Raw genomic sequence first — 20,932 nt, forward strand, 5'->3', positions numbered from 1 at the left:
GTTGATAGGTGGGGTGTGTAAGCGCTGTGAGGCGTTGAGCTAACCCATACTAATTGCCCGTGAGGCTTGACCATATAACACCCAAACAATCTGCCCTCAAAGCAGAGGGTGTCGATGGTGAAGTCGACAGAAAGCCGAAAATTTGCAAGAACTACAAAGCCTCTATCACGTATCCAAGGGATAGCGCCTCACCGCGAGATCCCAACCGAATTGCTTGACGACCATAGAGCGTTGGAACCACCTGATCCCATCCCGAACTCAGTAGTGAAACGACGCATCGCCGATGGTAGTGTGGTGCTTCACCATGTGAGAGTAGGTCATCGTCAAGCTCCTATACGAACGCCCAGTTTGCTCACGCAGACTGGGCGTTCTTCTATGTGCGCAAAAAATGGCGCGTAGCGGTGAGAGCCCCGGGGCGCCGGCCGGGTCCTCATCAAGCTCCTATACGAAACCCCAGATCGCGCAAGCGGTCTGGGGTTTCTTCTTTGGCACGCGGAAAACAGAGCTTCATAGGGCGCGCTGCGCGCACCGACAAGGACGCGGTCACAGCGGTGCGTGCGGCAGACCCTACGGTATGTCGGCGTTTGGCTTTGCTCGGGTAGAATGCACAAATTCTGCAGGGGACTTTCATGTCTGACTCACCGTCCGAACCCTCCTTGTCATCCTTGCCGATCGAGCAGTTGGTCGCCTGTCATGAGTGCGATCTGTTGATGCGCAAGCCGGTGTTGCAGGATGGCGAGAGTGCCGAGTGCCCGCGTTGTGGTTATGAGCTTTTCAGCCATCGTCACCATGTCGTGCGGCGTAGCCTGGCACTGGTACTGACGGCTCTGCTGCTCTATGTCCCAGCCAACTTCCTGCCGATCATGCAGCTCAACCTGCTGGGGCAGACCTCGCAGGACACCGTCTGGAGCGGTGTTATTGGCCTCTATGAAAGCGGTATGCAGGGCATCGCTGTTGTGGTGTTTCTGTGCAGCATGGCGGTGCCATTGCTCAAGTTGCTTTGCCAACTGCTGGTGCTGCTGAGTATTCGTATGGATTTCGGTCGTAGCTACGGTCTGTTGCTCTACCGGATCTACCATCACATGCGTGAGTGGGGAATGCTCGAGGTCTACCTGATGGGCATCCTGGTGGCGATGGTCAAGCTGATGGACCTGGCTGACCTGAGCCTCGGCCTGGGCCTGTTCTGTTTCATCGCGCTGTTGCTGGTGCAAGTCTGGCTAGAGGTGACCATGTCACCGCATCAGATCTGGGAAGCCTTGTCTGGGGAGGATATCCATGCGGGCGATTGAGGCAGGATTGCTGGTCTGTCATGAGTGTCATCAACTCAATCCAGTCGACGTTGATGCCAAGCACCAGTACTGCAGGCGCTGTGGCGGTCATATTCATGCCCGGCGGCCCAATAGCCTGATCAGAACCTGGGCATTGCTGCTGACTTCGGCGATTCTCTACATCCCAGCTAATCTGCTGCCTATCATGACCGTCAACAGTCTCGGCAAAGGTGCGCCAGCGACCATAATGGGCGGCGTACTGGAGCTTATTAACTTTGGCATGCTACCTATTGCGGCGGTGGTATTTATTGCCAGCATTCTTGTGCCAACCTTCAAGTTGGTGGGGATTGCTCTGCTGTTGTATTCCGTGCAGCGCCATCAACCGATGTCAGCGCGTCAGAGGATCCTCATGTACCGCTTCATCGAATGGATTGGCCGCTGGTCGATGCTCGATATTTTCGTCATCGCCATTCTGGTGGCAGTGGTGAATTTTGGCAGCCTGGCCAGCATCGAAGCTGGAGCCGGCGCCGCTGCCTTTGCCAGTGTGGTGATACTGACCATGCTTGCTGCATTGACTTTCGACCCTCGCCTTATCTGGGATAACACGGAAACCGATCATGACTGACCTTCCTCTGGCCAAGACGCGTCCTGCTTCGAACTGGTCAGCCATCTGGGTTTTGCCTCTTATTGCACTGCTCATTGGCGGCTGGTTGGCGTGGCGTGCATACAGCGAAGCCGGTATTCAGGTGGAGCTGGTATTCGCCAGCGGCGAGGGGATTCAGGCCGGCAAGACCGAACTGATGTACAAGGGTATGGCGGTGGGGAAGGTAACGGCCATCAGTCTTGACCAAAGTGGAAAGAATCGCGGTGTTGTCGCTCAGTTGGAGGTCAATAAGGAACTCGAGCAGTATCTGCGTGAGGGCACTCGTTTTTGGTTGGTCAAACCGAATGTCAGTCTGGCTGGTATCAGCGGTCTGGAGACACTGGTTTCAGGTAACTACATTACTTTCAGCCCCGGTGAGGGCGAATCTACCCGCAGCTTTACCGCCTTGGCTCAAGAACCACCGATGGGTGACGATGTGCCGGGGCTGCACATCACGCTGAAGGCTGAGCGGCTCGGCTCGCTCAACCGTGACAGCCCGGTTTTCTATCGGCAGATTCAGGTTGGCCGAGTGAAGAGTTACACCCTGGGTGATGACCAGAGCACCGTAGAGGTGAAGGTGTTCATCGAGCCCGCTTATGCACATCTGGTGCGCAAACATACGCGGTTCTGGAATGCCAGCGGGATCAGTGTCGATGCTGACCTGTCCGGCTTCAAGCTGCGCAGCGAGTCGCTAGCCAGTATCGTCGCCGGCGGTATCGCCTTCGCCACGCCCGAGCATCGCAAGGACAGCCCGCCCACTGATCCAGCGCTGCCGTTCCGTCTCTATGAGGACTACGACGAGGCACAGGCGGGTATCAAGATCGTCGTGAAGCTCAGTGATTTCGATGGGCTGCAGGAAGGCCGAACGCCGGTCATGTACAAGGGCATTCAGGTCGGTTCGTTGAAAGCCATGAAGGTCGACCGTGACCTCAATAGCGCCACGGCCGAGCTGACCATCAATCCACTGGCCGAAGAGTATCTGGTGGAGGGCTCGGATTTCTGGGTGGTCAAACCCTCCATTTCGCTGGCCGGTATCACTGGCCTCGAGGCATTGGTCAAAGGTAACTACATTGCCGTGCGGCCGGGGGAGAAGGGCAATCCACCGGCACGCAACTTCGTCGCGCGAAGCAAGGCGCCGCCTTTGGATCTTGGGGCGCCAGGACTGCACTTGGTGCTGTTCACCGATCAGCTCGGCTCTATCGAAGTCGGTAGTCCGGTGCTCTACAAGCAGATCAAGGTGGGCTCGGTACAGAGTTACCAGCTTGGCCGCGACAATAGCCAGGTCGTGCTCGGGGTGCATATCGAGCCTGACTACGTACATCTGATCAATACGTCCACACGTTTCTGGAATGCCAGTGGCATCACCCTAAGGGGTGGATTGTCCGGTGTAGAGGTGAAGAGCGAGTCGTTGCAGACCCTGCTGGCGGGTGGCATCGCCTTCGAAACGCCAGACCTGCAGGCGGCCAGGTCGGGCCGTCAGGTGCAGCGTTTCGCCTTGCATGCGGACCGCGAAAGCGCCTTGCAACTGGGGCAGCAGATCACCATTCGGCTGGCTGATGGTGACGGTCTGCAACCAGGCACCCTGGTGCGCTACAAGGGGCTGGAGGTTGGCAAGGTCGAGAGCCTGAGCCTGACTGATGACCTGCAAGCGGTGATCCTCAACGTGCGTATCAGTCAGGCAGCCGAGCAGATTGCCCGTGAGGGGACGCGCTTCTGGGTGGTGAAGCCGGAACTTAGCCTGATCCGTGCCGCGAATCTCGGCACGCTGGTCAGCGGTCAGTATCTGGAGGTACAACCGGCTGCGCAGAAAGGAGCGCGACGTACCGAGTTCGTCGCCCTGGCTTCTGCGCCGAATCAGGCCGTGCGTGAGGAAGGCTTGCGCCTGGTGCTGAGCGCGCCGCGGCGTGGCTCGATCAAGCCGGGGGTGATCGTCAGCTACCGCGAGGTGCCGGTGGGCAAGGTGGTGGATTTCGAGCTGGGGCCGACCTCGGATCGCGTATTGATCCATGTGCTGATCGAACCGCGTTATGCGCCGCTGGTACGTTCGGGCAGCCGCTTCTGGAATGCCAGTGGCATCGGTGTGGATGCCGGGCTGTTCAAGGGCGTGAAAGTGCGGACCGAATCGCTGGAGGCGTTGCTCGAAGGCGGCGTCGCCTTCGCCACGCCGAACAATCCTGAGATGGGCGGGCCGGCGCAGCCGGGGCAGACCTTTGCACTGTTCGACGAGCCGCAGGATGTGTGGATGCAGTGGGCGCCGAAGATCGTGCTGGAGCAGTGAGCAAACCGTAGAAATGAAAGGGGCCGCATTGAGCGGCCCTTTCTTTTGGGTTGATAAAAGCTCGCGGCTGAAGCGGAATGCCGCCCAGCCGCTCCTACGGTCGTGTGGACCTTGGGAGGGGCTTGAGCTTCAAGCCGGCTCGACCGCCTCTTCCTGCTGAGGTGCCTGGGCCTTGGTACTTTCGCGCGGCTTGATGAACTTCCAGTCCGCCTCGTCGATATAGATGCCGTTGGGGCCGCTGCCGCCTTCCAGGTCGATGGCCACGTGGGCCGAGACCTGCGGTTTGACCGAGGCCAGGATCGGCACGAAGCCAAGCTGCAGGCTGGTCTCGATCAGCGCCTGCTGGTTGCGTTCGTCGATGTCCGCCGCCTCGTCGAGGTAGTAGGGCAGGCGCACGCGCCCGGCTTGCTCGCGATCCATCAGGTGTAGCAGCAGGTACATGTTGGTCAGCGCCTTGATGGTCATGGTGGTGCCGTTGGAGGCAGCGCCATCGATATCGGTGTGGATCACTGGCTGGCCGTGCACCTTGGTGATCTCGAAGGCCAGCTCGAACAGATCCTTCAGGCCCAACTGGTTGCCGTTGGCAGCCACCAGGCGCGACAGGTAGTCCTTGGCCTCCTCGTTCTTGGCATCCTGATCGGCCGATTGCGACAGGTCGAACACCGACAGGGTCTCGCCTTCCTCGTACTGGCCGGCGCTGTGGATGATCTGGTCGATATGGCGCAGGGCTTCCTTGTTCGGCGCCAGGACGATGCGGAAGCTTTGCAGGTTGGAGACCTGGCGCTTGTTGATCTCGCGGTTGAACAGCGCCAACTGGTGCTCGAGGTTGTCGTAGTCGCTGCGGATATTGCGCAGGGTACGGGCAATATCGGTGACCGCCGCACGTCTGGCCTTCGCTAGAGTGAGGGCTTCGTCCTGGCGGTGGGCATAGGCGTTGACCAGCAGTTGCAGGCGGCGCTCGACGTCGTCTTCGCTGTCGAACTTGGCCACGCCCTTGAGGCGAACCTGGGCGTATAGCGCCTCGATCTGGCCGTCGATGCGCTGCAGCGCCTGCCAGGTGTCCTGGTAGTCGTTGAGCAGCGGTAGCAGGTTGTCCAGCGAGTCGTCCACCGGCTCCATGAACGGCGTGCCGAAGGGCAGGTCGGCCGGCAGCAGTTGGCGACGGCGCAGGGCGTCTTCCAGGGTGCGCTCCTTGGCTTCCAGATCGGCCAGCTGGCGGCCGACCAGTTGCAGCTTGGCGGAGAGTTGCTGAACGCGCTCGGCGAAGGCATCACTGGCACGCTTGAGTTCGTCCTGGGCGCCTTCCAGCTCGGCCAGGCGCTCCAGCTTCTGCGGTTCCTCGGCGGCCAGGGTCTGGCTCTTGCGGAAGTCCTCCAGGGCCTTTTGCGCATCCAGCACAGCCTGGTACAGCGTCTCGGCCTGGGCCTTGCTGGCGGCGCGGTCGGCGGCGACCGACTGTTGGGTCTTGAGCTGCTTGAGCTCGCGCTCCAGACGATCCTTCTGATCGCGCAGGGCGGCGCGGTCGGCCAGCGCTTGCAGTGCCGGCGGTTCGATATGACTCAGGTCGATGGATAGGCCCGGCACGGCGAAGGTGTCGCCCTTGAAGCGATCCAGTACCGCTTCGACCGCCTTGACCCAGTCGTCGCCCTCGGCCTGAATGCCTTTCTCGCCCAGCGGCAGGCTGAACAGTTGGCCGTTGAACAGACGCATCAGGCGGTCGACATCGGCCTGGCTGAATTCCTCGCGCAGGCGCGAGTAGCTGTTGTTGTCGGCGTGGTCGAGCTGCTGCTTGACGGACTTGAGGCGCTTTTCCAGATCGCGCAGGCGCTCGTCCAGGTCTTCGCTGGAGAACTGCCGCGACTGCGCCAGGGCGCCGGCCAGTTCGTCGTGGGCGTCCTTGGCTGCGAGCAGTTGCTCCTCCAGCACCTTGGCGTTTTCCACCAGGGCGAAGCGGTTCTTCAGCACTGCCAGTTCGCCTAGCCAGCGCTGGATTTCGCTGATCTCGCGCTCCAGGCGCATCAGCTCGCTAGTACCACCACGCTGCTCGTTTTGCAGGCCGTCCTGCTCGTTGCGATAGTGCTCGGCCTGGATCACCAGCTCTTCCTTGCGCGCATCGGCGTAGTCGTGCCAGGTGCCCAGCAGGTTGTCGAGCAGCGGCGAGAGGCGGTGCAGTTTGCCGCGCAGCACTTCGCGCTGGGTCACGCCCGAGGCCAGCGCTTCGATCAGCGGGCCGGCAGTCACCAGCGCCTGATAGTCCTGCTCCATGCGGCGCACATCGCGGAAGGCCTCTTCGGTGGCGGCGATGTAGTCGACGCTGCCGGAGCGTAGGCTGTGCTCGAAGGCATCGAGGAACAGCTGCTTGAGCTTCGCCGCGGTGATCTCCCTCATATGCAGCAGGTTGATGAATAGCGCGCGGAAGGTCTTCAGGCTCTGCTCGCTGGTCGAGCGCAGCGGGATCAGGGTCAGGTCCAGCGGGATGCTGGTGTGACCGCCGACCAGCAGGCGACGCAGTTCGTCGGGCTTGAGTTCGTAGGCGGTGATGCCGGCCTGGCCGAGGTTCTTGAACAGTTCGCGCTGGCGCAGGCAGGTGCCGTTCTGCTGGTAGTGCTCCAGGTCCAGCTCGCCGGCATAGGCGAAGAACTGATGGCCGAAGCCGCCACCCGGGCCGCGACCGGCCACGCCGATCACGTGCGGGCCATGGGGCAGGGCGACTTCGACGAGGATGTAGCTGGTGTCGCTGGCGAAGTAGAACTTGCGCGAGGCTTCCAGGCTGTACTTGCCGAAGCTCATGTCCGACATGCGCGCCAGGATCGGGAACTGCAGGGCGTTGATCGAGGCGGATTTGCCCAGGTTGTTGGCGCCGTATACCGACAGCGGGTTTTCCAGCGGGAACAGGCCGAGGCTGTAGCCGGCGGTGTTCAGCAGGGCGAAGCGGCGGATGCCGTAGCGTTCCTGGCTCATGCGTCCATCTCCTGTGCGGCACGTTCTTCGGCCATGGCGCGAGCCAGGGCGTTTTCCTCGGATTCTTCGATATCGATGACAGCGGTCGCGTCGGCGTCGCCGTCATCGTCCAGCAGCACCGGGGCCGGCAGCGGCAGATCGCTGCTGTGCAGGCTGGCAGCCAGGTCGCGGTCGTGCTGCACCGATAGGCAGACGTCGAGGAAACGGTGCATCGGCGGCAGGAAGCGGTACACGCCGTTGCTGTCCTCGGCGAAGCCGAGCTGCACCAGGCGGCGGATGATCTTGTCCTCCAGCTCCTCGAAGGTGGTCACCTCGGCCTGCAGGAACAGGTCGCGGTATTTCTCCAGCAGCGCCGGCAGCTCGTCACGGCCGATGCTGCCGCCGTCGAGCACGCTCAATGGGTCGCGGCCCTGGTCAGCGAGATGCTCCACTAGAATGAAGGTGAACAGCGCCAGGCGCTGGGCGGTCTTGTTCACCTGTGGGGCGACCTGCTCGGGGACGAAGTAGTAGAAGCCGCGCGGGTCGCACACCAGCTCGAAGCCGAGAGCGCGGAACAGCGCGCGGTACTGGTCCTGCATACTGGACAGCTGGGCGTAGCACTCTGGCTCGCTGCGCGAGATGTGGTAGCCCTTGAACAGGTCGCGGAAGGCGGCCGCGAGCTGGGTCATTTCTTTCAGATCGATGTTCATACGCAATGCTCACGGGCAGTCGTAGGGTGCGCTGTGCGCACCAGGTCGTCGGTTGCGGTGCGCACAGCGCACCCTACGGGCAGCTCAGCCATTGGGCTGGCCTACCAGGGCGAAGGAGGCGAGGCTGACCTCGTGCTCGCGGGTCAGGTACTGGCGGCGCTCCAGGCGTTCACGCTGGAAGCGCGACTCGCGCGACAGGCGCGAGAACCAGTAGAGCAACTCGTCGGTGGCGCCTTCCGGCTCCTGTTCCAGCAGCCAGGTCATCAGGTCCGGCAGCGGCAGGGCCTGTTCGCAGCGCTCGATCATTTCCCGCGCGGTCTTCGGCGCCTTGGGCGCGCCGCCCTTGCGGCTGCCACTGGCCTTGGGGAAGTGCGCCGGCTTGGCTTCGAAGCGCGCCAGGGCGTAAACGTAGGCTTCGACCTGGCTGGCTGAGCCCAGGAAGTTGCTCTGCGGCCGGGTGAACAGCGGCATGGCCGCCTGCGGTACTGCGTCGATGCCCTTCTTGCGGATCACCGACAGCGCCAGCGCCGCGCCACGGGTCACGGCATTGTGCCGGCGCGCTTCCTCGCGCAGCGGCAGCAGCAGCTCGCGAGCCTTGCGCAGGGTCAGCTGGGCAGTGGTCTGCATTTCCAGGATGCGCGCGTGGGTGCGCAGCAGCAGGTCGTCGTCGACTAACTGGCCTAGGCGCTGCTGGTCGCCGAGCAGGCGTAGCAGCACCTGTTCGACGCGGCGCACGCCCTGCTCGAAGGCGCCGTCGGCGGCGACCAGCTGGATCATCGGCTCGACGTATTCGTCCCAGGTGGCCAACACCTCAGCGTAGCGCTGGCGCAGGGGAATCTGCCGGTCGCTGGTCTTGGCCCGGTCGGCCACGCTGACCAGCGCCTGTTCGTCGTTGGCCAGCTTCTTCAGTACGTCGCGCACGCGCATGTCGAGCAGGCGCAGTTGGCGTGCCAGGTCGTTGGCGTCGCGCACCTCGAAGGCGTCCTGGATATAGCCGGCCAGGCGCTCCAGGTGGCGCAGGTAGGCCTCGATCTCCAGGCACAGGCCGAGGCGGTGCTCGCGGCGCAGGTAGGCGAGAAAGTCGTGGATCTGCGCGTTGAGCTCGAAGCGGTTGGGGCTCTTGGCCACCGGCACCAGGATGTCCAGGCGAATCCAGGTGTCGAGCAGGGCGGTGGTGTCGCTGGGCGTGGCGTCGGGCAGTTGCGCGGCGAGCTGGCCGCGCAGCTCCACCAGGCTCAGGGTGCCGGCGTCGAAACGCTCGCAGAGCGGTTCGAGCAACGTCCAGTGTTCGGCGAGGGCGCGCAATACGCGCTTGGGATCGATCATCGAGGCGCCGGTTCCAGGCAAGTTAAAAGCGGCGATTGTACTGCAAGGTGGATGCCGGGTTTGAGTCCGAATCGATCAGAGGCAGGTGACGCGATTCGGCACATTGGGACGGGCTGTGCGCAAGAAACCCTGCCAAGTGCTTGAAAAGCCGGGAAAACCTGGGTTGGAGAGGTGGCACACTTTCTGCCGTGGCAACAGCGAACCGGTTTTTGGAGTCCCTGATGTCTGCCCTTGCCCTGAATGTCGATGCCCGTTGGCATGAGCTGCAGCACCAGCGCGATCTGAACTGGGATCTGCACGCGATTACCGATCGTGCCCAGGCCATCGCCTTTCTACGGCGGTTCGAAAACCGCCTGTGCATCTACTCCAGCTATGTCGAGAAGCTCTACAGCAACTACAGTTTCGTGGTGCCGCAGGACGAGCAGGGCGGCATCACCATCCTGCCGGACGAGATGGCCTGGCATGACACCTTTCACGATATTCCCGCCGATGCGGTGGAGCCCACCGGTGTGCACATCCTGCCCGGTGAAGCGGTGGGGTTCGACGGCCTATATATGAAGGTACCGGGTGAGTCGCGTCTGATTGCCTCGCGCGAATTACCGTTCCAGGTCGGCTTGCGTTTGCTGATCGAGCGCTATCGGGAGCGCGGCGAACATTTTCTGCCCGTGCTGGTGAAAGGCGATCTGCGTGAGTACGAGGCGCGGATGCCATCGCTGCACCTGCACCGTATCAACCCCGCCAAGCTCGCTCACTGCTCGCGCTTGAGCATCGACACCATCCGCGGCGCCATCGCCGAGCACCTGCTGACCCTGTTCCGCCAGCATTGAGCGCGTCGGATATCGCGGCAATGTGACCCGCACCAACCCTGTGCGCCTTGGGGCGCAGGTGATGGATAAGCCTGGCCCGGTCATATCATTGTAACCGCTCGGCCGTAGGGTCTCCGCTCAGTCAAGGCAGACTCCGGTCATCACCGGTTGTACAAAAAATCCCCAATGCCCTTTCGATATTCGCTGGTTATCGGCACAATTCGCGTCCACTTTTTTCCGGGGGGCTGAAAGTCCTCCACTGGCCGACCTTGTTGGGGCGACGACATGATCCAGACGCCGTATTACCTCATCGACAAACAGAAGCTTCTGGTCAACCTGGAGAAGATCGCCTACGTGCGTGAGAACTCCGGTGCCAAGGCGCTGCTGGCGCTGAAATGCTTCGCCACCTGGTCGGTGTTCGACCTGATGCAGCAGTACATGGACGGCACCACTTCGTCCTCCCTCTACGAGCTGAAACTGGGCCGCCAGAAGTTCGCCGGCGAAACCCATGCCTACAGCGTGGCCTGGGCCGACGACGAGATCGAAGAAATGGTCGCCAACTGCGACAAGATCATCTTCAACTCCATCGGTCAGCTCGAGCGCTTCGCCGAGCGTACCGAGGGCACCATCCGCGGCCTGCGCGTCAACCCGCAGGTGAGCAGCTCCGACTACCTGCTGGCCGACCCGGCGCGCCCGTTCAGCCGCCTCGGCGAGTGGGACCCGGCGAAGATCGAGCAGGTCATGGGGCAGATTTCCGGCTTCATGTTCCACAACAATTGCGAGAACGGCAGCTTCGAGCTGTTCGACAAGATGCTCAGCACCATCGAGGAGCGCTTCGGCCACCTGATCGCCCAGGTCGAGTGGGTCAGCCTCGGTGGCGGCATCCACTTCACTGGCGAGGGTTATCCGATCGATGCCTTCTGCGCGCGCCTGAAAGCCTTCTCGGAAAAATACGGTGTACAGGTCTATCTGGAGCCAGGCGAAGCGGCGATCACCATGAGCGCCTCGCTGGAAGTGACCGTGCTCGACACCCTGTACAACGGCAAGAACCTGGCGGTGGTCGACAGCTCCATCGAAGCACACATGCTCGACCTGCTGATCTACCGCCTCAACGCCAAGATGGCGCCCAACGATGGCGAGCACACCTATATGGTGTGCGGTAAATCCTGCCTGGCCGGCGATATCTTCGGCGAGTACCAGTTCGACAAGCCGCTGCAGATCGGCGATCGCCTGTCGTTCATCGACGCGGCCGGTTACACCATGGTCAAGAAGAACTGGTTCAACGGTCTGAAAATGCCGTCCATCGTGGTGAAACAACTCGACGGTAGTGTCGAGGTGGCGCGCCAGTTTGGCTTCGACGACTACCTGTCCAGCTTGTCCTGACATTGCTGCGGTGGGCGGTGCTCCGCTTCAGCCCACCTCATCAAACGCTTAAAACAACGCAGTTCCCTGGAGGTGAAACAATTGAAGAAGAATGTTCTGATCATTGGTGCAGGAGGTGTTGCCAAGGTGGTGGCCCATAAGTGCGCGCAACACAATGACGAGTTAGGTCGCATTGCAATTGCGTCGCGCAACATCTCCAAATGCCAGGCCATCATCGACAGCGTGCAGGCAAAGGGCGGTCTCAAGCAGCCCGGCGAGATCAAGGCCTATGCGCTGAACGCCCTGGACGTGGAAGCGGCCAAGGCACTGATCCGCGAAACCGAATCGCAGATCGTCATCAACGTCGGCTCGGCGTTCCTCAACATGTCCGTGCTGCGCGCCTGTATCGACACCGGCGTCGCCTATCTGGACACCGCCATCCACGAAGATCCGAGCAAGATCTGTGAAACCCCGCCGTGGTACGGCAACTACGAGTGGAAGCACCTGGCCGAATGCCAGGAGAAAGGCGTGACCGCCATCCTCGGCGTCGGCTTCGACCCGGGCGTGGTCAACTCCTATGCCGCTCTGGCGCAACAACAGTACTTCGACAAGATCGAGTCGATCGACATCCTCGACGTCAACGCCGGTTCGCACGGCAAGTACTTCGCCACCAATTTCGACCCGGAAATCAATTTCCGCGAATTCACCGGCACGGTCTACAGCTGGCAGAACAGTCAGTGGGTGAGCAACCGCATGTTCGAAGTCAAACGCACCGACGATCTGCCGGTGGTGGGCGAACAGAACCTGTACCTGACCGGCCATGACGAGGTGCACTCGCTGTCCAAGCACCTCGACGTACCGAACGTGCGCTTCTGGATGAGCTTCGGCGACCACTACATCAACGTGTTCACCGTGCTGAAGAACCTTGGTCTGCTCTCCGAGCAGCCGGTCAAGACCGCCGAAGGCCTTGAGGTGGTACCGCTGAAAGTGGTCAAGGCCGTGCTGCCCGATCCCGCCTCGTTGGCGCCGGGCTATACCGGCAAGACCTGCATCGGCGACCTGGTCAAAGGCACCAAGGACGGCCAGCCGCGTGAGCTGTTCATCTACAATGTGGCCGACCACGAAGAAGCCTTCGCCGAGACCGACAGTCAGGGTATTTCCTACACCGCCGGCGTGCCGCCGGTCGCCGCCGCGCTACTGGTCGCCCGTGGCGAGTGGGATGCCAAGCGCATGGTCAACGTCGAGGAGCTGCCGGCCGAGCCGTTCCTCAAGCTCCTGGACGTAATGGGCCTGCCGACGCGCATCAAGGATGAGCACGGCGACCGTCCCTGGGATCAGCCCGTCTGATTCGCCCTGCAGAATGAAAAAAGGATCGCCTCGGCGATCCTTTTTTTCGTTTCAGAGCAGTCTCAGATGGTCACCACACCAAACAGCATGGCCGCTGCCAGCATCACCAGGCTGATGCCCCAGGCCCACAGCACGGTGTAGCGGATGTGCTTGTACAGCTCGACGCCGGCCAGGCCGATGGCCAGGTAAACGCTCGGCACTACCGGGCTTATGCCGAAGCCGGTGTTCTCACCGATCAGCATGGCGTTGGCCACTGAAGCCGGGTCGACGCCAGCCGCCACGGCGACATCGCGGATCACCGGCAGCAGAGCGAAGTAGTAGGCGTCTGGCGAGAACAGCATGCCCAGCGGCACGCCGAAGGCGCCGATGATCACGTGCAGCCAGTTGGCCGAGCCTTCGGGCAGCACGTTGATCATCCAGTGCGCCATGCCATCGGACATGCCGGCGCCGGACAGCACGCCGAGCAGGATGCCGGCTGCGAGCATCACCAGGGCCATCTGCATGGCATCGCTGGCGTGGCGCAATAGAGCCTGGTTCTGCTCCGCCAGGCTCGGGTAGTTGAGCACCAGAGCGACGCCGAGGCCGACCATGAAGCAGGCGAATAGTGGAAAGGCGCCGGTAAACAGGCAGACGAGGATGGCCAGTGTCAGCGCCAGGTTGGCCCAGTAGCGCCAGCTCATTGGGCTCAACTGACGGCTGTCGTCGCCAGACTCATCCACCTGCGCGGCTTCGTGGCCGGCGATCATGCCATGACCATGAAAGCTGCGCTGGGCACGCAGCCCAAGGAATACCGCCAGAGCCATGACCAGTGCCAGGCCTACTGCCTGCACGGGAATCAGCGAGATCCACAGCTGCGAGGCGTCGATGCCGGACACCGCCGAAGCGCGTGCCGTGGTACCGCCCCAGGGCACCATGTTCATCACCCCGGCGCTGAGCACCACCAGGCACAGGAGCATTTCGCGTTTCATGCCCAGGCGCAGGTACAACGGCAGCAGGGCGGGAATCACCAGCAGGAAGGTCGCGGCGCCGATGCCGTCCAGATGGGTCACCGCCGTCACTGCAACGGTCACCACCGCCACGGCCAGCGGCTTGCCGCCGGTGCTGCGCAGCAGGAAGTTGACCAGCGGCGCGAACAGGCCACGCTCGCGCATGATGCCGAAGTAGAGGATGGCGAAGATGAACAACGTAGCCGTCGGGGCCACGGCCTTCAGCCCCTCGGTGATGAACTTGCCGATTTCCCCCAGGCCGAAGCCGGCGAGGGCACTGGCGATCACCGGCAGGGTGACGAAGGCGACCAGCGGGCTGATCCGGCGTAGCAGGATCAGGGTGACGATGAGAAACATCAGGCCGAAGCCCAGGGCGGTGATCATGTCGATCTCTCCGGTGTTGTTATTGTTGGAGACAGCGGGGAAAGGGCAGCTCAGTCCGGAGGCGGCAGCCTCAGGCCGAGCAGCGCGTAACTCAGGCTCTTGCCGTGACGATCCAGCCCGGGGCTGGCGTTGACGCCACCTTCCAGAGCGTTCTCCACCACGAAGTTGAGACCGCCCAGGTTCGGCAGCTCATAGCGTTTCACCGTGCCGATGGCGCGGTGGTTCAGGCAGCTGGCCACGCGCTCGCAGGTCAGCTCACGGGCCAGCCAGGCGTAGTGCTCTGCCGCGAAGGCGAACACCGCCACGCTGAGGGTGTTGCCCTTGTCGCCAGCGCGGGCGTGGGCGTAGTCGCACAGCAGTACATCGGTCATCAGAACCACTCCAGCTGTTGCCGCACCGCAGTGCGCTCGATGAGGAAACTGGCGGTGCCGAGGGATTCGCCGATATGCCGGCGTACGCCACCACCGCCGGCGGGGCCGTTGGTATAGAGCGATTCGGCATCGAGCAGCAGGCGTTCCAGCAGGGCCTTGTCGCGATCCAGGAAACTGATGCGCAGGCGCACGTCCTGGCAGTCGACCGCCTGTGCCAGGCGCTGCTGCAGCCACTGGCCGCTGACATCGTTGAACAGGCTGGCGACGCCGATCACATCGATCCACGGCGTGAGTTGCGGCGCCAGCCTGGCGCAGCGCTGCAGCAGGATGTCGCGGGCCAGCGCTGCTCTAACCACGGCGCCAGGGCCCGCGTAGGAAATCTCCGCTTCGGCGAACCACTTGCCGCGCAGGCCGACCAGACCCTTGAGGTGCGTCGGCTGCGGTTTGCCGCGTACGCCCTCGACCGCCACCTGATCGGTTGCGATCTGCCGGACATGAACCTGGCTCAGGTCCATGATCACATCCGGGGTCAGATAGCTGGCCGGGTCATGCACCTCGTAGAGCAACTGCTCCTTGACCGTGCGCTCGGTGACGCAGCCGCCGGTGCCGGCCGCCTTGCCGATAGTGATCCGTCCATCGGCCGTGACACTGGCGATGGGGCAGCCGACATTGGCCAGATCCGGTACGTCCTTCAAACCGGGGTGAGCGAAGTAACCGCCGCTGACCTGGGTGCAGCATTCGAGCAGGTGGCCGACTGCCGTGGCCTGGGCGATGCGCTCCCAGTCATCGGCCTGCCAACCGAAGGCGTGGCGCAACGGGCCGACCGCCAGGCTGGGGTCGGCGACACGGCCGCAGAGGACGATGTCGGCGCCCTGATCGAGCGCCTGGACGATGCCATCGGCACCGCTGTAGACATTGACCGAGACCACTTCGCCGTCGAGTTGCGCCGGCAGCCACTGCTGCAGATCGATGTCGCTGTTCAGCAGATCGTCGCCCAGTACGCAGGCGATGCGTGCCGAAGCGTGACCTGTGCCCTGCAACTGCTGGCGCAGGCGCGTGGCGGCGGCGGTCGGGTTGGCTGCGCCACCGTTGGTGACGATGGCGATACCGGCGTCCAGGCAGGTTTCCAGCACCGGTTCGAGAAAGTCGAACAGGCGCAGGGCGTAGCCGCTTTGGGCATCGTTTAGGCGGCGTAGCTGGGCTTCGGCCAGGGTGCGCTCGGCCAGCAGTTCGAAGAACAGGAAGCGCCGGCCGTCGCGACCGGCGAGGTCGTTGGCCAGCGCCAGCGCGGCATCGGGACGATCATTGGCGAAGCCCGCGCCGCACCCGATATGGACTGTTGTGGTCATTGTCGATCCATTTCATGGTCAGGTATGCAGCCAGGGTGATGCCTGTGGATTTAGTTGTGAATTCGAAATGTGATATGAATTGATAAGAGGATTTTATAAGTTGCCGAACCATGGACATCAGCTTTCGCCAACTTCAGGCCTTTGTCCTGATTGCCGAACACCGCAGTTTCAGTCGCGCGGCCGAGCAGGTTTACCTGTCACAGCCGGCGCTTAGTTACAGCCTGCGCAAACTCGAGGATGCCCTCGGCTTGTCGCTGCTGGCGCGCAACACGCGCAGCGTGGAGCTGACCGCCGCCGGCCAGCGTTTTCTCGAACAGGCTCGCCGCCTGCTGCGTGACATGGACAACGCCGTGCACGATGCGCATGAGCAACTGCATCTGGAGAGTGGTTCGCTGCGCATCGCCGTGTTGCCGTCGGTGGCCATCGAGCCCTTGCCACGGGTGCTGCAGGAATACCGGCGACGGTATCCCGGTATCGACATCAGCCTGCACGACGGCCGCGCCGGAGAAATCCGCCAGTGGGTGAGTGCGGCCGAGGTGGATTTCGCCATCACCTCGGCGGTCGACGACCTCGGCGCGCTGGATTTCCAGCCGCTGTACGACGACAGCCTGGTGCTGCTGGTACGCGGTCACGAACGCCTGCGCGGCAAGGCCTTGCTCGCTGCGCTACGTGAGCAGGACTACGTCGCCACCACCCGCGACACCAGCCTGCGCGGCATGGCCGATGAAACCCTGCTCCGTATGGGGTTGCAGCGTGATCCTGCTTGGGAGGTCGCCTACATGAGCAGCGCCGCCGCGCTGGCGCGTGCGGGATTGGGCTTCGCCCTGCTGCCGGCCAGCGTTGCCGACACTTTCAACAGCGATGGCAGCCTCGCTGTGCACGTCCTCAGCCAAGCGCCGGCGCGCAGCATCGGTCTGCTGCAGCGCAAGCCGTGCTACCTGAGCCCGCCTGCGCAGGTCTTCATTGCCCTGTTGCGGCAACAGGTGGGCGACGCTCAGGGACTATCCGCGCCCCTCGATTCACGCGACAATCGCCCCCCTATCAAATGACTGTACTGGATACTTCTGGTTTGAACGCCGAGCTGCGCCGTCGCGCCTACCTCGATGCCATGCAGGTAGCCACCTGGCTGCCGCGTACCGAGCTGCCCTTTGCCGCGCCATCGCGTGCCGAGTTGCTGGCGCCGCCGCCTGCCGAAGCGCCACTGGATATCGTGAGCGAGCCGGTGGCCGAGCCGGTACGCGAGGCTCCGGTCGAACGGCCGAAGATCGAAATTCCGCGCCCGGGCGCCCAGCCGCGCCAGGCGGTTGTCGAACCGGTGGCGGAGCCGGAGCCTGTCGAGGAAAAGCCGGCTCGGGTCAGTGCTCCGCCGCCGCGTTTTTCCCTGCAGTTGCTGCGAGCCGGCGATTGCGCCCTGCTGGTGGAGCTGCCCACCGGTCAGCCTTTCCAGAGCCGTGACCCGGCCTACATCCTGCTCAAGGATCTGCTGCGCGCCGCCGGTCTGCCGGACAGCCCGCAGTTGCTCGGCGAACCAGTGCGTTGGCCGCTATTGGTGCGCGGCAATATGGATCAAGGCCCGCAAGCGGCACTGGAGTTCGTGCAGAGCTTCGTCGCAGCGCGCCTCGAAGAACAGCCGAGTACCTGTCTGTGGCTGGTTGGCCTGCCGGCCATTCGCTTCGCCGGTGAGGGCGACGAGCATAGCTACAACCGCGAACTGCAGGTCGAAGGTCTTGGCGCCTGTTGGGCCATGCCAGGCCTGGAACTGTTGATGGAAGAGCCGGCGCGCAAGCGCGAACTCTGGCAGGCCATGCGGCGCGTTCGCCAGCGTTGGTCAGCCCCCGCTCATTCCTGAGAACCCCCGTCTTTGTGCCTGAGTTACGCCCAATGAGCGATGCGATTTCCTTCCGCCCGATGACCGAGGCGGATCTCGATGCCGTACTGAAAATCGAATACGCCGCCTTCAGCCACCCCTGGACGCGCGGCATCTTCACCGACAGCCTCAAGTCCTATAACTGCTGGCTGATGTTCGAGGGCAATCAGCAGGTCGGTCATGGTGTGATCAACCTGATCCTCGACGAAGCGCATCTGCTCAATATCACCGTCAAGCCGGAAAGCCAGGGCCGCGGCCTCGGTTTGCGTCTGCTCGAACACCTGATGAAAGAGGCCTACGAGCTGGGCGGGCGCGAGTGCTTCCTCGAAGTGCGCGCCAGCAACCAGAGTGCCTACCGTCTGTACGAGCGCTTCGGCTTCAACGAAGTGGGGCGCCGCCGCGATTACTACCCGGCAGTCGGCGGGCGTGAAGATGCGCTGGTGATGGCCTGCACGCTGGTCGATTGATCATAGGGGGGCGCCGTGCGCACCTAGAATCACCCCGGATGACCATCCACCCGCGCCCGACACAGCATCGGTGCGTAATGCCAGGCGAACAGGGCGAAGGCCACGCCCCAGCAAAGCGCTGCCAACCATAGCCAGCCGCCACCGCATGTGACCCGAATCAGCGCGCCCAGATTGAGCAGACCGAAGGCCCAAGGCATTGCTTTTGGCGGTTGCAGCGCGCGGCCGGTGTGGCCGAGGCTGACCCGCGCCATCATCGCCAGGATCAGCCCGCCCATCGCACCCACCGCCAGCGCGTGGCTGGCCAGGCTGGGTTGCGCTAGCCAACCCAGGTGCCAGGCGGCCATGCCGAGCGTAGCGAGCAAAAGCCAGGCGTAGGCCAGGTGCAGCGACCACAGCAGCGGCACGTGCCAGATGCCGCGCAGGTACCAGCGCCACAGACGCAGGCCGTGCAGCGCGCTCAGCAGGATGAACGGTGCGGCCAGCCATGGGCGGGCCTGTAGATTGTGCCCGCTGGCGAACAGCGCCGCGACCAGCACACCGCAGGCCAGCAGCAGACGGTCCTGCCAGGGATGGGCGGCGAAGGCCTCGGCCCGCCCCAGGCCGCGCTGAGTGAAGAAGGGGATCACGCGGCCACCGATCAGGCTCAGCATTACGGCAATCAGCCAAAGGGCGGCCAGTGCGCCACGGCGTTGCAGGCCATCGTCGCCCAGTGCCAGGCCGGCGAGGGTGAGGGACTGGCACAGCGCGAGCAGGCTCAGTACCAGCAGAATCGGATAGTTGTTGCGTTGCCGGGCAGCGATCAGCTGGCGCGCCATCTGCGCGATGAGCAGACCGATAAAGGCCAGTTGCATGGCGATCAGCAGGGGTAGCGGTACGGATGTGAACCAGGCCAGACGCGCCGCCAGCCACAAGCCGAACAACGCGATCAACGGCCGCCCGCTGAGGCCGGGGTGGCCCGTCCAGTTCTGTACGGCAGTGAGCAGGAAGCCGGCGATGATTGCCAGGCCGAAGCCGAAGGGCATTTCGTGGCGATGCCAGGCCAACAGGCCGCCGGGCACCGCTGGGTTTGTCAGGCCTTGCAGCACCGCCGCCCAGAGGGCGACGGCGAGCAGGGCGAACAGGGTGCCAGCGAGGAAGAACGGCCGAAAGCCAAGGCGCCAGAGTGGCGCAATGGCCAGGGCCTGCTGGCGATCAAGCAACTGCATGAGCACATGCCCTGTCGTTCAGGCGCTCCTGAGCGATCAGGCGCAGCACATAACCGATCTTCAAGATGCTGGGGCCGAGCAGCGTCAGGCTGTGCGCGAGCACCAGTGTCGGCATATTCAGGTGCCTCTCCAGGCCGTAGGCCGCGACCAGCCCGACGAGTAGCAGAATCAGGCCGCTCCAGAGCAGTTGGCTGGACAGATGAAGAATCTGCGCAGGTGGAAGATTGAGCGGATACATGGTTTACCTCCTGATTGATCAGTTATCCAGTGCCGAGGCCGGGCCGAAGAACTCGTAGCGGCTTTGCTCGGCGGGAACGCCCAGTGCCTGCAGATGACGCTTGACCTGTGCCATGAAGGGTTTCGGGCCGAGGAAGTAGGCGTCCAGATCGCGCTCGGCCGGGAGCCATTGCTCCAGCAGATCGCGGCTCAGAAAACCGGTGGCGTCGGCCCTGTCACCCTCGCGCGGTTCGCTGTAGCAGACGTAATGGCGAATCTGCGGATGCTCGGCGGCATGGCCATCGACCCAGTCGCGGAAAGCGTGCACCTCGGCATTGCGCGCGCAGTGGATGAAGTGGATGGGACGGCCGCTGTGCCGCGCCGCGTCGAGCATGGCCAGCGCTGGGGTGATGCCGACGCCGGCACTGATCAGGGCCAGCGGTTTGTCCGAGGCGCTCAGGGTGAACTCGCCAGATGGTGGGAACAGTTCGAGTTCGTCGCCGACCTGAACGTTATCGTGCAGGTGATTGGAGACACGGCCGCCAACCTCGCGCTTGACGCTGATGCGGTATTCGCGACCGTTGGCCAGGGCCGACAGCGAGTAGTTACGGCGCACTTCTTCGCCATCCAGCAGCAGGCGCATGCCGATGTACTGGCCGGGTTGATGGTCGAGCAGGGCGCCGCCGTCGGCCGGCACCAGGTGGAAGGAGGTGATCTCGGCGCTCTCTACCACCTTGCGCGCCACGCGGAAGCTGCGTGCGCCGCGCCAGCCGCCCGGCGCCGCTGCATTCTCGGTATAGAGCTGCTCTTCGGCGCCGATGAAAATATCGGCCAGTTGCTGGTAAGCCACGGCCCAGGCTTCGATCACCGCGTCGGTAGCGATCTCGGCACCCAGCACCTCGCGGATCGCGCGCAGCAGGCAGCCGCCAACGATGGGGTAGTGCTCGGGGAGAATCTGCAGGGCCACGTGTTTGTTCACCACCTGACGCACCAGCGGGCCGAGGGCTTCGAGGCGGTCGATATGGCGGGCGTACATCAGCACGCCATTGGCCAGGGCGCGCGGCTGGTCACCGCTGGCCTGGTGCGCCTGGTTGAACAGCGGGCGTACCTCGGGGTATTCGCTGAGCATCATCCGGTAGAAATGCGTGGTCAGCGCTTCGCCGCCGCTTTCCAGCAGCGGCACTGTGGCTTTGATCAGGTCACGTTGAGCATGGGTCAGCATAGGGTTATCTCCGCAAGGCAAATAAAGGCGCCGGTGTGGCTCGTCTGGCCAGTTGTGGCGTGCTAGCGTTAGCGATAGATACCTATCAGTAAGCGTGCCAATTAAATAATCCTTAAATATCAGTTGCTTACTTATTTTGTTGTGTTAATGACTCGCCTTGCGCGTGAGTCATAATGACTTTGAGT

At 63.0% G+C, this 20,932-nt stretch carries 18 protein-coding genes and 2 rRNA genes; 11 read left to right on the top strand and 9 right to left on the bottom strand.

What is annotated here, in order from left to right; genetic code table 11:
* The 5 genes from BM186_RS19565 to BM186_RS19585 all read left to right on the top strand — a co-directional run.
* Window positions 1–74, top strand: a 23S ribosomal RNA gene (locus tag BM186_RS19565); the annotation flags it as partial.
* A gap of 139 nt (window positions 75–213) precedes the next feature.
* Window positions 214–329 (top strand): 5S ribosomal RNA (rrf, locus tag BM186_RS19570).
* A 300-nt stretch (window positions 330–629) separates the two neighbouring features.
* A complete protein-coding gene (locus BM186_RS19575; protein ID WP_074917626.1) occupies window positions 630–1,289 on the top strand; it encodes a paraquat-inducible protein A in 660 nt (219 codons plus the stop codon).
* The gene (locus BM186_RS19580; RefSeq protein WP_074917629.1) at window positions 1,276–1,893 is read left to right on the top strand and encodes a paraquat-inducible protein A; all 618 of its coding nucleotides are present in this window, start codon (window positions 1,276–1,278) and stop codon (window positions 1,891–1,893) included. The genes BM186_RS19575 and BM186_RS19580 overlap by 14 nt, the downstream gene beginning before the upstream one ends.
* The gene (locus BM186_RS19585) at window positions 1,886–4,189 is read left to right on the top strand and encodes a PqiB family protein (RefSeq protein WP_074917632.1); all 2,304 of its coding nucleotides are present in this window, start codon (window positions 1,886–1,888) and stop codon (window positions 4,187–4,189) included. The genes BM186_RS19580 and BM186_RS19585 overlap by 8 nt, the downstream gene beginning before the upstream one ends.
* A 129-nt stretch (window positions 4,190–4,318) precedes the next feature.
* Here the strand turns inward: BM186_RS19585 and mksF are convergent, their stop codons facing one another.
* The 3 genes from mksF to mksB form a co-directional block, all read right to left on the bottom strand.
* Window positions 4,319–7,150, bottom strand: a complete 2,832-nt coding sequence (gene mksF, locus BM186_RS19590) for an Mks condensin complex protein MksF (protein ID WP_074917635.1) — start codon at window positions 7,148–7,150, stop codon at window positions 4,319–4,321.
* Window positions 7,147–7,839, bottom strand: a complete 693-nt coding sequence (gene mksE / locus BM186_RS19595) for an Mks condensin complex protein MksE (RefSeq protein ID WP_074917638.1) — start codon at window positions 7,837–7,839, stop codon at window positions 7,147–7,149. Before mksE ends, mksF begins: the two co-directional genes overlap by 4 nt.
* 84 nt (window positions 7,840–7,923) lie before the next feature.
* Window positions 7,924–9,165 (bottom strand): Mks condensin complex protein MksB, encoded by a 1,242-nt coding sequence (gene mksB / locus BM186_RS19600; RefSeq protein ID WP_074917640.1) that lies wholly within the window; start codon window positions 9,163–9,165, stop codon window positions 7,924–7,926.
* Between the two features lie 221 nt (window positions 9,166–9,386).
* Here mksB and BM186_RS19605 point away from each other — a divergent pair, with 221 nt between their 5' ends.
* The 3 genes from BM186_RS19605 (at window position 9,387) to BM186_RS19615 (ending at window position 12,680) form a co-directional block, all read left to right on the top strand.
* Window positions 9,387–9,992, top strand: coding sequence for a hypothetical protein (locus BM186_RS19605; protein WP_074917643.1), 606 nt, complete (start codon window positions 9,387–9,389; stop codon window positions 9,990–9,992).
* A 264-nt stretch (window positions 9,993–10,256) separates the two neighbouring features.
* Complete coding sequence (locus BM186_RS19610) at window positions 10,257–11,354, top strand: carboxynorspermidine decarboxylase (protein ID WP_074917646.1); 1,098 nt, start codon at window positions 10,257–10,259, stop codon at window positions 11,352–11,354.
* Between the two features lie 81 nt (window positions 11,355–11,435).
* Window positions 11,436–12,680, top strand: coding sequence for a saccharopine dehydrogenase family protein (locus BM186_RS19615; RefSeq protein WP_074917649.1), 1,245 nt, complete (start codon window positions 11,436–11,438; stop codon window positions 12,678–12,680).
* A 62-nt stretch (window positions 12,681–12,742) separates the two neighbouring features.
* Here the strand turns inward: BM186_RS19615 and BM186_RS19620 are convergent, their stop codons facing one another.
* Genes BM186_RS19620 through BM186_RS19630 form a run of 3 tightly spaced genes read right to left on the bottom strand, consistent with a single transcriptional unit; the run spans window position 12,743 to window position 15,770 of the window.
* On the bottom strand, window positions 12,743–14,050 hold the full coding sequence (locus tag BM186_RS19620) for a CitMHS family transporter (RefSeq protein ID WP_074917651.1): 1,308 nt from the start codon (window positions 14,048–14,050) through the stop codon (window positions 12,743–12,745).
* Window positions 14,051–14,100: 50 nt separating this feature from the next.
* On the bottom strand, window positions 14,101–14,421 hold the full coding sequence (locus BM186_RS19625) for an AtuA-related protein (protein ID WP_074917654.1): 321 nt from the start codon (window positions 14,419–14,421) through the stop codon (window positions 14,101–14,103).
* On the bottom strand, window positions 14,421–15,770 hold the full coding sequence (locus BM186_RS19630; RefSeq protein WP_074917657.1) for an acyclic terpene utilization AtuA family protein: 1,350 nt from the start codon (window positions 15,768–15,770) through the stop codon (window positions 14,421–14,423). Before BM186_RS19630 ends, BM186_RS19625 begins: the two co-directional genes overlap by 1 nt.
* A gap of 110 nt (window positions 15,771–15,880) precedes the next feature.
* Between BM186_RS19630 and BM186_RS19635 the strand changes: the two genes are divergently transcribed.
* From BM186_RS19635 to rimI, 3 genes are read left to right on the top strand one after another with little or no spacing between them, the layout of a single operon-like run.
* The gene (locus BM186_RS19635) at window positions 15,881–16,819 is read left to right on the top strand and encodes a LysR family transcriptional regulator (RefSeq protein WP_074917658.1); all 939 of its coding nucleotides are present in this window, start codon (window positions 15,881–15,883) and stop codon (window positions 16,817–16,819) included.
* Window positions 16,820–16,839: 20 nt separating this feature from the next.
* Window positions 16,840–17,619, top strand: a complete 780-nt coding sequence (locus BM186_RS19640) for an energy transducer TonB (protein ID WP_093053442.1) — start codon at window positions 16,840–16,842, stop codon at window positions 17,617–17,619.
* Between the two features lie 32 nt (window positions 17,620–17,651).
* A complete protein-coding gene (gene rimI, locus BM186_RS19645; protein ID WP_021488733.1) occupies window positions 17,652–18,104 on the top strand; it encodes a ribosomal protein S18-alanine N-acetyltransferase in 453 nt (150 codons plus the stop codon).
* Between the two features lie 29 nt (window positions 18,105–18,133).
* Here the strand turns inward: rimI and BM186_RS19650 are convergent, their stop codons facing one another.
* From BM186_RS19650 to hmpA, 3 genes are read right to left on the bottom strand one after another with little or no spacing between them, the layout of a single operon-like run.
* Entirely contained in the window at window positions 18,134–19,309 is a 1,176-nt protein-coding gene (locus BM186_RS19650) for an NnrS family protein (protein WP_074917663.1), read from the bottom strand.
* The gene (locus tag BM186_RS19655; protein WP_074917666.1) at window positions 19,296–19,547 is read right to left on the bottom strand and encodes a transmembrane sensor/regulator PpyR; all 252 of its coding nucleotides are present in this window, start codon (window positions 19,545–19,547) and stop codon (window positions 19,296–19,298) included. Before BM186_RS19655 ends, BM186_RS19650 begins: the two co-directional genes overlap by 14 nt.
* Window positions 19,548–19,565: 18 nt before the next feature.
* Complete coding sequence (gene hmpA / locus BM186_RS19660; protein ID WP_074917669.1) at window positions 19,566–20,747, bottom strand: NO-inducible flavohemoprotein; 1,182 nt, start codon at window positions 20,745–20,747, stop codon at window positions 19,566–19,568.
* Window positions 20,748–20,932 lie beyond the last annotated feature (185 nt).

The organism is Ectopseudomonas toyotomiensis (assembly GCF_900115695.1).
GTDB lineage: Bacteria > Pseudomonadota > Gammaproteobacteria > Pseudomonadales > Pseudomonadaceae > Aquipseudomonas > Aquipseudomonas toyotomiensis.

Coding starts and splice junctions, on each gene's coding strand:
- BM186_RS19575 (WP_074917626.1), top strand. CDS start 630: ATGTCTGACTCACCGTCCGAACCCTCCTTGTCATCCTTGCCGATCGAG.
- BM186_RS19580 (WP_074917629.1), top strand. CDS start 1,276: ATGCGGGCGATTGAGGCAGGATTGCTGGTCTGTCATGAGTGTCATCAA.
- BM186_RS19585 (WP_074917632.1), top strand. CDS start 1,886: ATGACTGACCTTCCTCTGGCCAAGACGCGTCCTGCTTCGAACTGGTCA.
- mksF (WP_074917635.1), bottom strand. CDS start 7,150: ATGAGCCAGGAACGCTACGGCATCCGCCGCTTCGCCCTGCTGAACACC.
- mksE (WP_074917638.1), bottom strand. CDS start 7,839: ATGAACATCGATCTGAAAGAAATGACCCAGCTCGCGGCCGCCTTCCGC.
- mksB (WP_074917640.1), bottom strand. CDS start 9,165: ATGATCGATCCCAAGCGCGTATTGCGCGCCCTCGCCGAACACTGGACG.
- BM186_RS19605 (WP_074917643.1), top strand. CDS start 9,387: ATGTCTGCCCTTGCCCTGAATGTCGATGCCCGTTGGCATGAGCTGCAG.
- BM186_RS19610 (WP_074917646.1), top strand. CDS start 10,257: ATGATCCAGACGCCGTATTACCTCATCGACAAACAGAAGCTTCTGGTC.
- BM186_RS19620 (WP_074917651.1), bottom strand. CDS start 14,050: ATGATCACCGCCCTGGGCTTCGGCCTGATGTTTCTCATCGTCACCCTG.
- BM186_RS19625 (WP_074917654.1), bottom strand. CDS start 14,421: ATGACCGATGTACTGCTGTGCGACTACGCCCACGCCCGCGCTGGCGAC.
- BM186_RS19630 (WP_074917657.1), bottom strand. CDS start 15,770: ATGACCACAACAGTCCATATCGGGTGCGGCGCGGGCTTCGCCAATGAT.
- BM186_RS19635 (WP_074917658.1), top strand. CDS start 15,881: ATGGACATCAGCTTTCGCCAACTTCAGGCCTTTGTCCTGATTGCCGAA.
- rimI (WP_021488733.1), top strand. CDS start 17,652: ATGAGCGATGCGATTTCCTTCCGCCCGATGACCGAGGCGGATCTCGAT.
- BM186_RS19650 (WP_074917663.1), bottom strand. CDS start 19,309: ATGCAGTTGCTTGATCGCCAGCAGGCCCTGGCCATTGCGCCACTCTGG.
- BM186_RS19655 (WP_074917666.1), bottom strand. CDS start 19,547: ATGTATCCGCTCAATCTTCCACCTGCGCAGATTCTTCATCTGTCCAGC.
- hmpA (WP_074917669.1), bottom strand. CDS start 20,747: ATGCTGACCCATGCTCAACGTGACCTGATCAAAGCCACAGTGCCGCTG.